Below are 13219 nucleotides of genomic sequence, written 5' to 3'. Positions count from 1 at the left end.
AGGGGCACCGCGTGAGAAAGCAGCCTGAACGGAGCGCGAGACTGTGGAGCCTGGAACGCCCGGCCCCGGGTGGACGCGTACACCCCTGGCCGCCCCAGGGCTTCTGGATTACCTGGAGGCCATGCCTACCCTCGTCCTGGTCCGACACGGTCAGTCGCTGTGGAATCAAGAGAACCGCTTCACCGGCCTCGTCGACGTCCCCCTCACCGACCAGGGGCGCCAGGAGGCCCGGCGCGCGGCGGAGGCGCTGAAAGGGATGACGTTCGACGTCGCCTATACGTCAGCGCTCATCCGGGCGCAGGAGACGCTGTCCATCCTCCTGGGCTCGTTGGGACAGCAGGTCCCCACCATCCGGGACGCCGCCCTCAACGAGCGCAACTACGGCGACCTGCAGGGGCTCAACAAGGCGGACGCCGCGAAGCGTTGGGGGGACGCGCAAATCAAGGTGTGGCGCCGCTCCTTCGACGTGCCTCCCCCCAACGGCGAGTCCCTGGAGATGACGGCGGAGCGCGTGTTGCCGTTCTATGAGCGCGCCATCGCCGGGGACCTGCGCCTGGGGAAGAACGTGCTGGTGGTGGCCCACGGCAACTCCAACCGTTCCCTGGTGATGAAGCTGGACAACCTCACGGGAGAGCAGGTGGTGGGGCTGGAGCTGGCCACCGGGGTGCCGCTCGTCTACGAGATGTCGCCGGACGGCGAGGTGCTGTCCAAGCGCACCGCGTCCCCCTGATTCAGGTGAAGGCACAGGGGGACTACCCATCCCCCTGGAGTCATGGGATACGCACGGCGGCGCGAGGACGGCTCAGGCCGCTCCAGGGGGAACTTCCGTGGTCCGGAGGCAGGCTGCACGCCCTACCGCGTCCGGTTGAATGGAACCGGCCCCGGCGCGTCAGATGCTTCGAGCACATGAAAGGACGCTCCCCATGAAGGCCCTGATCACCTCCCTCGCTCTCCTCTTCGCCCTTCCCTCTCTGGATGCCCACGCCCAGGCGGAAATGCGCCGTCCGCCCAGCCCGCCGCCGGGGCAGCAGATGCCGCAGCCGCACCATCCGCACCAGCCCAACTACCCGCCGCAGCACAGCGGCAGCCAGGTGGTGGTGGACCGGCGGGAGTTGAACGAGCGCCTGGAGCGGCTGGAGAAGCTGCTGAAGGAAGCCGAGCAGCGGATGAACCGGCAGGAGCGCAACAAGTTCCGCAACGCCAAGGAGACGCTGAACTCCGTGCAGGACCTGGTGAACAGGGCGCCGCTGCTGGCCACCGTCCTCCCGCCGCCGGCGCCGATGCCGCCCCCGCAGCCGGTGGTGCGGCCCATCTCGGACAGCGAGCTGCGCCGCATCCACTCTTCCATCTCCCTGCAGACCTTCGCCGAGGACAAGATGCGCGTGCTCGTCTCGGCGGCCCAGCACCACTACTTCCTGGTCTCCCAGGTGGGCCAGCTCCTGGGCAACTTCCAGTTCACCCAGGACAAGCTGGCCGTGGTGCGCGAGCTGAAGCCGTACATCCTGGACCCGCAGAACAGCCACACGCTCTACAGCCACTTCACCTTCTCCAGCGACAAGAAGCGGCTGGACGACATTCTCTCGCAGCGCTGAGCCGCGCGGGCAGACAGGCAGACAGCAGGACTCCGGGCGTCGCGGGAAGTGATTCCGCGGCGCCCGTCGCGTTCTAGAACGAGCACACCGGTCCGCGCGGGAAGAGACGTCCCGCCGGGACGGGCGTGAAGGCGCGCTCCATGGCCTCCGCGGCCTCCGCCAGCGAGCCATGCGACGCCTCGATTCGGGCAAAGCGCGTCCGCATCCGGTCCAGGATTCCCGCGGGCAGCAGCCGCCGCGCCATGGGGAACACCTGCGCCTCCTCCACCGCGGTGTGCCCCCGGTACAGGCGCAACCAATCATCCGCCGCGTCGAGCATGCGCGCGGGGTCCGTCTCCCCGCCCCGCAGCATCGCCTCCGCCGCGCAGAGCATGGCCACCGCGTGCTCGCTGCCAGTGCCGTGCTCGCCAGACACCTGGGCCAGCAGCCCGGGCGCCAGCGGCAGCCGGTGCGCCACCATCGTCTGGAAGAGCACCATCTCCTTCGCGTGGTGGCTGCCGTCCACGAAGGTGAGGAAGAAGTTCGCGGCGCGAAGGAAGAGGGAGGCCGAGACGAACTCCCCATCACGGCCCTTCGCCACCGCCCGCTCCAGGACGACCAGCACGCGCTGGATGTGGCGGTGCTCCTGGTTCAACACGTCCAATGCATCCATGACCGACCCCTTCACACCGTGCGGGAAAAGCGGGGGCGCTCCGTCCCCGCGAGATACGCGTCGAACACCATGGCCACGTTGCGGACGAAGAGCCGCCCCATGGGCGTCAGCTCCAACTGCGAGCCGGTGCGCGTCACCAGGCCATCGGCCTCGAACGCGCGCAGCCGCTCCAGCTCCGGCGCGAAGTAGTCGGCGCCGTCCGCCCCCAGGTCCACCCAGAAGTTGCACATGAGCCGGGTGATGACCGCGCGGCGGCGCTGGTCGTCCGCCGTCAGGGACAAGCCCCGCTCCGTGGCCAGGCAGCCCTGGGAGACGCGCTCGTAGTAGCGCGGCAGCGCGCGGACGTTCTGCGCATACGCGCCATCCACATCGCTGATGCCGGTGCTGCCAATGGCCACCACGTCCGACGCGGCCTTGACGGTGTAGCCCTGGAAGTTGCGGCCCAGCCGGCGCTCGGCCTGCGCGCGCGCCAGCTCGTCCTCGGGCACGGCGAAGTGGTCCATGCCGATGGGCCGGTAGCCCGCGGACACAAAGGCCGAGTAGGCGGAGCGGAACAACTCCAGCTTGGCGCGCCCGCTGGGAATGGCCTCCGCGGGCATGCGCCGCTGGTGCTTCAGCACCTCGGGCATGAACGCGAAGGAGTAGACGGCCAGCCGGTCCGGCCGCATCGACAACACCGTGTCCAGCGTGCGGGCCCACCCCTCGGCGTCCTGGTGCGGCAGGCCGTAGATGAGGTCGAAGTTCACGCCCTTGAAGCCCAGCAGCCGCGCGTGCTCCAGCAGCGCCCGCGTCTCCTCCGGGGACTGGATGCGGTTGGTGGCCTCCTGCACGCGCGCGTCGAAGTCCTGCAGGCCCATGGACACGCGGTTGAAGCCCATGCTCCGCAGCAGCGTGAGCTGGCCGGGCGTCGTCACGGCCGGGTGGATTTCGATGGCCACCTCCGCGTCCGACGCGATGCGGAAGCGACGGGTGAGCGCCGTCCACAGCCGTTCGAGCTGCCGCTCATCCAGGAAGGTGGGTGTCCCTCCACCCCAGTGAATCTGGGACAAGGAGCGCCGGCAGCCGAGCCGCTGCACCACCAGGTCCAACTCCATCTCCAGATGGTCGATGTACTGGTCCGCCGCGGCCCGGTCCCGGCTGATGACGACGTTGCAGCCGCAGTACCAGCAGAGGCTGCGGCAGAAGGGCAAGTGCACGTAGAGCGACAGCGGCTCGGCATGCTCCCGGGAGCCTGCACGCTCGAGCCGCTCCACCAGATGCTCCGGACCGAAGTCCTTCCGCCACTCGGGCGCCGTGGGGTAGCTGGTGTAGCGCGGGCCGGAGACGTCGTACCGGCTCAGCAGGGCTTCGGGTGGCGTGGGGACGTCCTGGCGGGGGGGCTCCATCTCACCGCTTCACCATTCCAAGCCTCGTGCCAGGAGCATCCAGGACGGGACGGGGACGGAAACCGGCGAGGATCGCGCACGATTTGCGACTCCCCCCAGGCCCTGTGCAAGTCCTGCACAAACAAACGGATGTCCCGAACTTCAGCGCCACAAGGGACGCATCGGCTTCCCAATTGGGACGTACCACCTGCCACAACAGGAGCCAGGTTCACAGCACACCCAAACTGGATCTTTAAACCGCCGCAACAACAAACACAGTCCACACCTCGCTCAATCCATCAAGACTCAATTCAAATCCTTCCCACACGCAACCATCATTCGACAATTCAAACCAAAACCAATAGACAAGAATTGCCTGCCAAGACGGGCCCGGAAGCAGAAACCATCCTCCACTAGCGAAACGAGACCCAACATGAAGCGTGCGTCAACTACGTTGGCAGCAGCATTTTGCATTGCACTCGGCATGACGGCGTGTGGCCCAGGTTCCGCCCCGGAGGGAACGCCGGAAACTTCGACTGAGTCGAACGAAGTAAGCGCCCAGGCCTGCTCCCTGCACGGATGGTGGACGTGCCCAGACGATGGCACCGAGTTCCCATGGGACTCCGAAACGTGCTTGGTCCCGGCCACGAAGACGAAGGCCTATATGCGAACTGCCTGCGAGAGCTACTGCACCGCGACTTGTGTGGCCACGGACACGGACACGAACACCTGATTGCCACTGGGCTTTCAGCCGCCATGAGCGGTTTGCCCAGGACCGGATGAACCACTGTCCACCGTGAGAAGCCGAGCCAGGTGACGTTCTTCATCGACGTCACCTGGCATTTCTCTATCAAATCATGTCAACCGCCCTTGGCGGCAGGCCCTAGGAAGCGGGCCTCCATGCGCTTCACTTCACCTGAGGCCGCGTCGGCCACCTCGACGGTGAAGTGGAATGGGAGCTCCGTCCCGCTGCGCTCCACGGTGATGAACAGCGGCACTCGGAAGCTCTCCAGCGAGGCGAGCGTCACCTGCGCCTGTGGCACCACCACCTTCGCGGGCACGGGACTGTCCACGCGGATGGTGAGCACCGTCTCGGAGGGGTTCTTGTTCACGAGGTGCAGCTCGAACTGGTTGCGCACCGTGCCCTGCTCGACGACGTAGGGCATGCCCTGGAAGCGCAGCAGGTTCGCCTCGAAGGGCACGCGCCGCACCAGACTCAGCGTGAAGCCCACCACCGCCACCAGCATCAACGCGCCGTAGATGAACAAGCGGGGCCGGAGCACCCGCCGTGGCTGCCCGTCCAATCCGTTGAGCGAGTCATAGCGGATGAGCCCACGCGGCCGGCCCAGCTTGTCCATGACGCCGTCGCACGCATCCACGCACTGCGTGCACGCGAGGCAGTCCATCTGCAAGCCATTGCGGATGTCGATGCCCGTAGGGCACACAGCCACGCACTTGAAGCAGTCCACGCAGTCGCCGCGCGGAGGCGGGGCCGGGACACCTGGAGCGGCCTTGATGAGACGGCCCCGGGGCTCTCCGCGCCGCGTGTCATAGCCGACGATGAGCGAGTCCCGGTCCTGCATCGCCGACTGGAGGCGGCCATACGGGCACACCACCACGCAGAGCTGCTCACGGAACCACGCGAAGTTGAAGTACAGCGCGCCCGTCACGGCCATGGCCCACGCGAAGGCCACCGGCGAAGCCACCGGGCCGTCGGCGACCATCGCGACGAGCCCTCCCGCCGAGACGAAGAGGCTCAACGCCGCGTGGGAGATGAGCAGCGACACCGCGACGTACGCGCCATGCTTGAGCACCGCCCGCGCCACGCGCACGGGCGTCCACGGCTCCTTCGCGGCCTTCAGCCGCCGCTCCCGGGGCCCATCGATGAACCGCTCGATGGGACGATAGAGCGCCTCCAGGAACACCGTCTGGGGACACGCCCAGCCGCACCACACGCGCCCCAGCCACGCGGTGAAGAACAGCAGGCCGAAGCCCACCGACGTCAGCAGGAACAGGACGCGCCAGAAGTCCTGCGCGTTGTACGTGCCCCCGAAGAGGTAGAAGCGGCGCGCCGCCACGTCCAGGTGCACCGCCGGGTGGCCCCCCACCTCCACCAGTGGAAGGGCCAGATAGATGGCGATGAGGACCGCGAAGCCCACCCGCCGCCGATTGATGAACCGGCCGTGCACGTCCGCCGGGTGGAGCGCCAGCCGCGAACCATCCGCGTGGATGGACGTGAGCTGGTCGATGCGCGGGCCATCCCGCTGCGGTGCCGCCGACATGGCTGCTTCCTCTCCGTGAGCTACGGCTGCTCGGGTTCGCCCTGCGGCTCCTTGCCGCCAGGCGCGTTGGTGCCCTTGAGCGTGAGCAAATAGGCGGTGACGGCCTTGACGCGCTCGGCGCCCAGGGTGCGCTCCCACGCGGGCATGCCCTTGGCCACCACGCCGTCCGCCACGACCTTGTGGATGGCCATGGGGCCGCCACCGTGCATCCAATACGCGTCCGTCAGGTTGGGGCCGATGGAGCCCTGCCCCTGCACGCCGTGACAGGCCGCGCAGTTCGCCTGGAACACCTGCTTGCCGCTCTCCAGGGAGGCCGGGTCCTTGGCCAGCGCGAGCAGCATGCTGTCCGACGCCGGCGCGTTTCCGGACGCGCGCTTCGCCACCTCCGCGGACTCAGCGGCGTACTCACCGAGCTGTCCAGGCCCCGCCTCGGCGATGTGGTACCAGAACCAGTACCCCGCGCTGAAGATGATGGACGTCCAGAGGATGAACAGCCACCAGTTGGGCAGGTGGTTGTCGTGTTCCTCGATGCCGTCATAGACGGAGTGCACCAGCGGCTTGTCACTGCTCATGGCGGCCCTCCCCCTGCTCGCTCAGCGGCATCCGCGCGAGCGCGTCGAAGTCCCCGCTGCGCCGCGCCATGAACACCCAGGCGACGACGCCGAGGAACACCGCGATGAACAGGACCAAGGCGAAGAGTGGCAGCTCGGTGAGCGACATCCCTTGATAGAATTGCTTGTACATCAGCGGCCCTCCTCACTGGCGATGGTGGCGGCAGGCAAACGGTCCGGCGGCGCGGGCGCCTTCTCCGGCGGCGCGGGCAGGTCCTGCGGCCCACGGCCCAGGCGCTGGAGGTAGGAGATGATGGCCACCATCTCCGAATCCCACGCCACCTGGACACCCTGCGCCGCCAGGTCCGCGGTGATGCCCTCCGCCTGGGACTTCTGTCGCGCCTCGGCGCTGTCCACGTCCGCGTTGCTGTACGGCACGCCCAGCCGCTGCATCAGCGCGAGCTTCTTCGGCGCGTCCTTCACGACGATGCGCTGCTCGGCCAGCCATGGGTACGGCGGCATGTTGGAACCGGGGCTCGTCGCCCGAGGGTCCATCATGTGCGTGTAGTGCCAGAGGTTCGGGTACTTGCCGCCCAGCCGGTGCAGGTCCGGGCCCGTGCGCTTGCTGCCCCACTGGAAGGGGTGGTCGTAGATGAACTCCTCCGCGCGGGACACGTCGCCGTAGCGCTGCGTCTCCGCCACGAAGGGGCGAATCATCTGCGAGTGGCAGGTGTAGCAACCCTCGCGGACGTAGAGGTCGCGGCCCTGGAGCTCCAGCGGCGAGTACGGCTCCTGCGCCTGGCCGTGCGCCGGCACCGCCTGCTTGAGCATGATGGTGGGCAGCAGCTCCGCCACACCGCCAATCAGGATGGCGATGAGCGTGAGCACGGTGAAGGCCAGCGGCTTGCCCTCGATGAGGCCGAACCACGACGGACGGCCTGCTTCACGGTCCCTGCGGGTGACAATCCAGGCGAACTCGCCCAAGGCGATGATGGCGCCCATCAGCACCACCGCGCGGACCGGCTTCGCCCAGCCGAGGAACATCGTCACGGTGAGGATGGCGATGGCGAACACCAACGGCCGGCCCGTGACGACCTGCACCCAGCCAGGCGTCGGGGCCTTGGCGGGGGCGGGCTCGGTGACGGGCGTGGGCGGCTCCACGACGACGGTGGTCTCCCCGTCCACGGCCTTGCCGGCGCGGGCCGTCTTCCACAGGTTCCACGCCATCATGATGAAGCCCACCAGGTACATGGACCCGCCGACGAAGCGGACGATGTACATGGGCCGGATGGCCAGCAGCGTCTCCACGAAGTTCGGGTAGAGCAGCGTGCCGTCAGGGTTCGCCGCTTGCCACATGAGGCCCTGCGTGACGCCGCTGATCCACATCGACACCATGTAGAGGAGGATGCCCACCGTCCCGAGCCAGAAGTGCGCGTCCGCCGCCTTGGGCGAGTGCAGCTTCGTGCCGTACAGCCTGGGCACCAGCCAGTAGAACATGCCGGCCGCCATGAAACCGTTCCAGCCCAGCGCGCCGCTGTGGACGTGGCCGACAATCCAGTCCGTGTAGTGGCCCAGCGCGCTCACCGACTTGATGGACAGCAGCGGCCCTTCGAAGGTGGCCATGCCGTAGAAGGTGACGCCCGCGATGAGGAACTTGAGGACGGGGTCCTCGCGCAGCTTGTACCAGGCGCCCTTCAGCGTGAGCAGGCCGTTGAGCATGCCGCCCCACGACGGCGCCCACAGCATGACGCTGAAAATCATGCCCAGCGACTGCGCCCAGTCCGGCAGCGCCGTGTAGAGCAGGTGGTGCGGACCGGCCCAGATGTAGATGAAGACCAGGGCCCAGAAATGGATGATGGACAGCCGGTACGAGTACACCGGCCGCTCCGCCGCCTTGGGCAGGAAGTAATACATGATGCCCAGGATGGGCGTGGTGAGGAAGAAGGCGACGGCGTTGTGGCCGTACCACCACTGCACCAGCGCGTCCTGGACGCCCGCGAAGACGGAGTAGCTCTTCATCCCCGACAGCGGCAGCGCCAGGCTGTTGACGATGTGCAGCACCGCCACCGTGACGATGGTCGCGATGTAGAACCAGATGGCGACGTAGAGGTTCTTCTCGTGGCGCTTCGCCAGCGTCCAGAAGAAGTTGATGGCGAAGACGACCCAGATGACGGCGATGGCCACGTCGATGGGCCACTCCAGCTCCGCGTACTCCTTGGAGGTGGTGAAGCCCAGGGGCAGCGAAATCGCCGCCGCGACGATGATGAGCTGCCAGCCCCAGAAGTGGATTTTCGAGAGCAGGTCCGACGCCATGCGCGTCTTCAACAGACGCTGCGTGGAGTAGTAGATGCCCGCGAACATCATGTTGCCCACGAAGGCGAAGATGACCGCGTTCGTGTGCAGCGGGCGCAGGCGGGAGTAGGTCGTGTAGGGGATGCCCAGGTTCGCCTGCCACCAGGCGAGCTGACTGGCCGCCAGCGCCCCTACGGCCATTCCCACGATGCCGAACAGCACCGACGCGATGATGAAGCGCCGGACCGTGGTGTCGTCATAGATGATTCGTTGCTGATGCACGGCTTCACTCCTGGGAAGCGGAGGACGGGGGCTCGGGGGCGCCAGGCGCCGGACGGGCGCTGTCGTCTTCGAGCGGGAAGAGCGAGAGCCGGTCGGCGTGCTCGTGGTCGCGGTGGCGCACGCTGTAGACGAACAGCAGCACCGAACTGGCGACGAGCATCAGGCTCACGAAGACCTGGAGGATGAGGACGTTCATGCCGGCACCTCCCGGAGCGGCGGCGTGGGCGAGGCGGCAGCGCGCTCGCGTGAGGCGGACAGCCACCACACCGTGAAGAGCACGGTGGCCAGACTGGTGGCGGGCATGGCCACGGCGGCGCGCAGAGGCGTCATCCAACCCGCGAGGCACACAGCGACGGCCACCACGTTGTAGCTCACCGCCAGGACCAGCAGCCGGCGCACCACCTGGCGCAACCGGGCCGACAACCGCAGTGCCTCGCGGATGGCGCCCAGGCCCTCGCCCAGGAGGAAGAAGTCGCTCTTGCCGGGCATCACCGGCCGGTCGATGGCGGGCGTACCCGCGCAGAGAGCTCGCTCGAAGGCGAGGCTGTCGTTGACGCCGTCACCCAGATACAGCGTGTCCGCCGCGTCCAGCTTCGCGACGGCCTCCGCCTTGTCCTCGGGACGCTGGCCACTCAGGGTGTGCTGGGTGGGGATGCCCAGCGCGGCGGCCATGTCACTCACGCGGCCCTGGCTGTCCCCGGAGATGAGCCACACCTCGCGGCCCTCGCCCTGGAGCGCCTGGACCTCACGGCGCGCGTCGGGACGTACCGACTCCCGGAGCTGGAAGAAGGCCACTGGCACGCCGTCACGGGTAAGCACCGGGCCCGCGGCGAGGCCCGAACCGGAGAGGAGGACCTCCACACGCCCACTCGGCCTGGAGTGGCGGCTCGCGGGGCTGCCCCACGCACTCGACGCGCCATCCGTGGGCTTGCGGTCCGGATGCCCTGTCTCCACCGCACGCGCCTCGGTGGCCCAGTCCGCGCGGCCCAGCCGCCAGCGCACGCCTTCCCGATTCAGCTCGAGCCCCTGGCCCGCGAGCTCCGACACACGCGCCTCCGAGTCGAAGCGCGCGCCTTCCCGAGCCAGCGCGGCCGCGAGGCAGCGACTGGCGGGGTGGTTGCTGCGCGACACCAGGTCGAAGGCGATGTCGCGCGACGCGGGCGTCAACCCCGCCACCGCGGCGCGGTCCACCAGCTCCAGCCGCCCCAGCGTCAGCGTCCCCGTCTTGTCGAAGAGCACCTTTCGCACGCGCGGCAGCCGGTCCAGCAGGTCCGTGCTCCGGATGAAGAAGCCGCCGCGACGCAGGCGCGCCTGGACCAACTCGTAGGCCAGCGGCGTGGCGATGCCGATGGCGCACGGGCACGTCACCACCAGCAGCGCAACCGCCACCTCCAATGCCTTGTCCGGCCCGGCGGGCCACCACAGCGCGAGCCCCAACGCGGAGACGAAGAGCACCGTGACGACCCAGCGGCGCGACACACGGTCCCAGAAGCGGGTGTGCAGCGCGGGGCGCCCGGCGTCCGTGGGCGCCCGGCGGAGCAAGGCCACCAGCGGCGAGTCGGTGAACGCCTGCTTCGCCTGGACACGCACGGCCTCGCGCCCGGCGTTGAAAGCGCCCGCGGGCAACGCACCGCCCTGCCCCACCGCGCGCTCGCCGGGCTCGCCCGTAATCCAATCCGTGGACACGCGGGCCCCCGAATCGAGCAGCACCGCGTCCACTGGCACCAGGTCCCCCGGCGCAATCACCAGCACGTCCCCGTCGGCCACCTCGGCGGCGCGCACGGTGGCGAGGCGTGCGCCCTCTTCCCTGCGCACGAAGAGCCCCTCCGCCCCGTCGTCATCCAGCAGGAAGCGCCGGTTGCGCTCCAACACACGTTGCTGGAGCCACCGCCCCACCAGCATCAGCGTGACGAAGGTGTTGAGCGTGTCGAAGTACGCCAGGTCGCCGCGCCCTCCGCGCGCCTGCGCCAGCGACATGCCGAACACCAGCAGGATGCCCAGGGCAATGGGCAGGTCCAGGTGCAGCACGCCGCGCCGCAAGCCCTGAAGCGCGGAGCGGAAGAAGGGCCAGCCTCCCACCGCCACGACCGCGGACGACAGCCACAGACTCAACCGCGTGAAGAGACGGAAGACATCGCCATCCTCCGGCGTGAGCCCCACGTAGAAGCTCACCGAGAACAGCATCACGTTCATCGACAGCGCGGCGCAGATGCCCAGGCGGATGGGCAGGTCCAGGCTCGTGCGCTCCGGGCGCTTGCGGCTGGGTCCGAAGAGGTAGCCAAAGCCCTCCACGCCGCGAAGGAACTCCGCCACGTCGAAGGCGCCGCGCCGCCACAGCATCCGCACCTTGCCCAGGGCCGGGTCCACCGTCAGACCCGCCCCGCCCGGCTGCCGGCGGAACAGCTCGTTCATCAGCCACACGCATGCGGCGCAGTGGATGCCCTGCACGTCCAGCTCGAGCGCGCACAAGGGGCCAGGAGTCGCCTCCGCGCGGCTCATGAGCGGCTCCAGCCACGCGAACGCGCGTTCCTTGCGCAGCTCAGGCGCTGGCGCCGTCTTTCCTTGCGCGAGCTGGTAGTAGCGCGTGAGCCCCTGCTCCACGAGCAGGCCGTGCACGGCCTCGCACCCCACACAGCAGAAGTCGCGCGCCGCGCCCCCTGGAGGAACGGGGCTGCCGCAGTGAAGACAGGCGGCCGGAGCAGGCTCCGATGTCGTGGGGGCAGGCATTCACGATGTCACCTTGCGAACGGCATGCCTGTTGCGATGCACGGCGTTCATGTCGCCCGAACCGGCCGCACTCGCCTCGCTGCTGCACACCTCCGAACCCACCGTCATCGCCGGCGCACTGGGCGCCTTCGTGGTGGGGCTCACGGGGAGCGTGCATTGCCTCCTCATGTGCGGACCGCTGGCCTGCGCGGGTCTCCCCAGCGTGCCAGGCCCCGAGCGCCGCCGGGCCGTCGTCGCCTACCAGGGAGCGCGCCTGGGCGCGTATGCCCTCGTGGGCGGCGCCCTGGGCATGCTGGGTGGAGGCGTCACCCAGGCGCTGGCGGTCTCCACCCGCCCCTACCTTCCCTGGCTGATGGCGGTGGCGCTGGTCGCGTCCGCGCTGGAGCTGGGCAAGCGCCTGCGCCCGCTGCCGGGCATGGCGAACCTCGCGCGGCATGTCACGCGCTGGGGCGCAAAGTTTTCGTGGACGGGCCGCGCGAGCGCAATGGGTGCGGTCACACCGCTGCTGCCCTGTGGCCTCCTCTATGGCGTCTTCGCGGTGGCGCTGGCGAGCGGTTCGTTCGGAGGCGGAGCGCTGGTGCTCGCCGCGTTCGCGCTTGGCGGCCTGCCCGCCCTGCTGGGGGCGCAGCTTCAGGCGGCGCTGTGGAAGCACCGTCCGAAGTGGATGTCCCTGCTGCTCCAACGGGCGGTGCCGCTGGCGGCGGCGGCGGTGCTCGTCTACCGCGCGGTCAGCGTGAACGCCGGCGGAGCCAGTTGTCACTGAGAAGGGCGCGGGCGTTCCGGGCGAAAGTACCGAGCCGTCCGCGCCACGAGCTCAGCGCAGCGCGGCCACGGCCTCGAGCGCGGAGGGCTCGCCCGCGACGAGCAACGCGTCGGACGGGGTGAGCAGCCGGTCCGGGTCCGGCACCGGGAGCATGCGGTCCTGGAGCACGTCATGCACGGCCACCACGTGCACGCGGTAGCGCTGCGGCAGGGCGAGCACGCGCAGGCTCTTGCCATACCAGGCCTCCGGCACCGGCATCTCCTGAAGGCCGAACTCCGTTCCCAGCTGCACGTACTGAAGGAGCCGGCCGCTGGTGATGCGGCTGGCCAGTCCCAGGGCGCTCTCCCGCTCGGGGAAGATGCTCTCGGTGGCCCCCAGCGCGTTGGCGATGCGCGCGTGGTCATCCGAGCGGACCTTCACGTAGATGTCCTGGATGCCCGTGTCTCGCAGGGCGAGCAGCGCGAGGATGCTGGCCGAAAGGTCCTCTCCCGTGGAGATGATGGCGGCGTCCGCCCCCCGCGCGCCCACCTCCTCCAGCACCTGGCGCTGCGTGGCGTCTCCGACCATGGCCTTGGATACGCGCGCGCCCAGGGCGTCAACCACTGTCGGGCGCGGGTCGATGGCGATGACGTCATGCCCCTGCTCATGCAGGCGCGCGGCGATGACCGAGCCGAAGTTGCCCAGGCCCACCACGATGATGCGCTTCATCCGTGC

The 13219-nt window shown here is 68.9% G+C and carries 12 protein-coding genes; 3 read left to right on the top strand and 9 right to left on the bottom strand.

Annotated elements, in window-relative coordinates; translation table 11 throughout:
• Window positions 1-121: 121 nt before the first annotated feature.
• Both FMP39_RS16355 and FMP39_RS16350 read left to right on the top strand, forming a co-directional pair.
• Entirely contained in the window at window positions 122-730 is a 609-nt protein-coding gene (locus FMP39_RS16355) for a 2,3-diphosphoglycerate-dependent phosphoglycerate mutase (RefSeq protein WP_141591135.1), read from the top strand.
• 193 nt (window positions 731-923) lie between these two features.
• On the top strand, window positions 924-1592 hold the full coding sequence (locus tag FMP39_RS16350) for a DUF4476 domain-containing protein (RefSeq protein WP_228558038.1): 669 nt from the start codon (window positions 924-926) through the stop codon (window positions 1590-1592).
• A gap of 73 nt (window positions 1593-1665) precedes the next feature.
• On the opposite strand, the gene FMP39_RS16345 is transcribed toward FMP39_RS16350, so the two are convergent.
• The 8 genes from FMP39_RS16345 to FMP39_RS16310 form a co-directional block, all read right to left on the bottom strand.
• Window positions 1666-2244 (bottom strand): hemerythrin domain-containing protein, encoded by a 579-nt coding sequence (locus FMP39_RS16345; protein WP_194858421.1) that lies wholly within the window; start codon window positions 2242-2244, stop codon window positions 1666-1668.
• An 11-nt stretch (window positions 2245-2255) separates the two neighbouring features.
• Window positions 2256-3629: an oxygen-independent coproporphyrinogen III oxidase gene (hemN, locus tag FMP39_RS16340; protein ID WP_141591128.1), complete on the bottom strand. Its 1374-nt coding sequence runs from the start codon at window positions 3627-3629 to the stop codon at window positions 2256-2258.
• 839 nt (window positions 3630-4468) lie between these two features.
• On the bottom strand, window positions 4469-5890 hold the full coding sequence (gene ccoG / locus FMP39_RS16335; protein WP_141591126.1) for a cytochrome c oxidase accessory protein CcoG: 1422 nt from the start codon (window positions 5888-5890) through the stop codon (window positions 4469-4471).
• 20 nt (window positions 5891-5910) lie between these two features.
• Window positions 5911-6462 carry a c-type cytochrome gene (locus tag FMP39_RS16330; protein WP_090490134.1) on the bottom strand — a complete coding sequence of 184 codons (552 nt, stop codon included), beginning with the start codon at window positions 6460-6462 and terminating at the stop codon, window positions 5911-5913.
• On the bottom strand, window positions 6452-6634 hold the full coding sequence (locus FMP39_RS16325) for a cbb3-type cytochrome c oxidase subunit 3 (protein ID WP_141591124.1): 183 nt from the start codon (window positions 6632-6634) through the stop codon (window positions 6452-6454). Before FMP39_RS16325 ends, FMP39_RS16330 begins: the two co-directional genes overlap by 11 nt.
• Window positions 6634-9015 (bottom strand): cytochrome-c oxidase, cbb3-type subunit I, encoded by a 2382-nt coding sequence (gene ccoN / locus FMP39_RS16320; RefSeq protein ID WP_141591122.1) that lies wholly within the window; start codon window positions 9013-9015, stop codon window positions 6634-6636. Before ccoN ends, FMP39_RS16325 begins: the two co-directional genes overlap by 1 nt.
• Window positions 9016-9019: 4 nt before the next feature.
• Window positions 9020-9211 carry a cytochrome oxidase gene (locus tag FMP39_RS16315; protein WP_141591119.1) on the bottom strand — a complete coding sequence of 64 codons (192 nt, stop codon included), beginning with the start codon at window positions 9209-9211 and terminating at the stop codon, window positions 9020-9022.
• Window positions 9208-11742: a heavy metal translocating P-type ATPase gene (locus FMP39_RS16310; RefSeq protein ID WP_141591117.1), complete on the bottom strand. Its 2535-nt coding sequence runs from the start codon at window positions 11740-11742 to the stop codon at window positions 9208-9210. The genes FMP39_RS16315 and FMP39_RS16310 overlap by 4 nt, the downstream gene beginning before the upstream one ends.
• Before the next feature lie 49 nt (window positions 11743-11791).
• On the opposite strand from FMP39_RS16310, the gene FMP39_RS16305 reads away from it, so the two are divergent.
• Window positions 11792-12505 carry a sulfite exporter TauE/SafE family protein gene (locus FMP39_RS16305; RefSeq protein WP_141591115.1) on the top strand — a complete coding sequence of 238 codons (714 nt, stop codon included), beginning with the start codon at window positions 11792-11794 and terminating at the stop codon, window positions 12503-12505.
• A gap of 51 nt (window positions 12506-12556) precedes the next feature.
• On the opposite strand, the gene FMP39_RS16300 is transcribed toward FMP39_RS16305, so the two are convergent.
• Complete coding sequence (locus FMP39_RS16300; protein ID WP_141591112.1) at window positions 12557-13213, bottom strand: TrkA family potassium uptake protein; 657 nt, start codon at window positions 13211-13213, stop codon at window positions 12557-12559.
• Between the last annotated feature and the right edge of the window lie 6 nt (window positions 13214-13219).

Source organism: Myxococcus sp. AB056, from assembly GCF_006547365.1.
Lineage (GTDB): Bacteria > Myxococcota > Myxococcia > Myxococcales > Myxococcaceae > Myxococcus > Myxococcus virescens.
This window is presented reverse-complemented; position numbering and strand designations above follow the sequence as displayed.

What these genes read in the sequence shown, in the direction of transcription:
- FMP39_RS16355 (WP_141591135.1), top strand. Translation starts at nt 122, where the DNA reads ATGCCTACCCTCGTCCTGGTCCGACACGGTCAGTCGCTGTGGAATCAA.
- FMP39_RS16350 (WP_228558038.1), top strand. Translation starts at nt 924, where the DNA reads ATGAAGGCCCTGATCACCTCCCTCGCTCTCCTCTTCGCCCTTCCCTCT.
- FMP39_RS16345 (WP_194858421.1), bottom strand. Translation starts at nt 2,244, where the DNA reads ATGGATGCATTGGACGTGTTGAACCAGGAGCACCGCCACATCCAGCGC.
- hemN (WP_141591128.1), bottom strand. Translation starts at nt 3,629, where the DNA reads ATGGAGCCCCCCCGCCAGGACGTCCCCACGCCACCCGAAGCCCTGCTG.
- ccoG (WP_141591126.1), bottom strand. Translation starts at nt 5,890, where the DNA reads ATGTCGGCGGCACCGCAGCGGGATGGCCCGCGCATCGACCAGCTCACG.
- FMP39_RS16330 (WP_090490134.1), bottom strand. Translation starts at nt 6,462, where the DNA reads ATGAGCAGTGACAAGCCGCTGGTGCACTCCGTCTATGACGGCATCGAG.
- FMP39_RS16325 (WP_141591124.1), bottom strand. Translation starts at nt 6,634, where the DNA reads ATGTACAAGCAATTCTATCAAGGGATGTCGCTCACCGAGCTGCCACTC.
- FMP39_RS16315 (WP_141591119.1), bottom strand. Translation starts at nt 9,211, where the DNA reads ATGAACGTCCTCATCCTCCAGGTCTTCGTGAGCCTGATGCTCGTCGCC.
- FMP39_RS16310 (WP_141591117.1), bottom strand. Translation starts at nt 11,742, where the DNA reads ATGCCTGCCCCCACGACATCGGAGCCTGCTCCGGCCGCCTGTCTTCAC.
- FMP39_RS16305 (WP_141591115.1), top strand. Translation starts at nt 11,792, where the DNA reads ATGTCGCCCGAACCGGCCGCACTCGCCTCGCTGCTGCACACCTCCGAA.
- FMP39_RS16300 (WP_141591112.1), bottom strand. Translation starts at nt 13,213, where the DNA reads ATGAAGCGCATCATCGTGGTGGGCCTGGGCAACTTCGGCTCGGTCATC.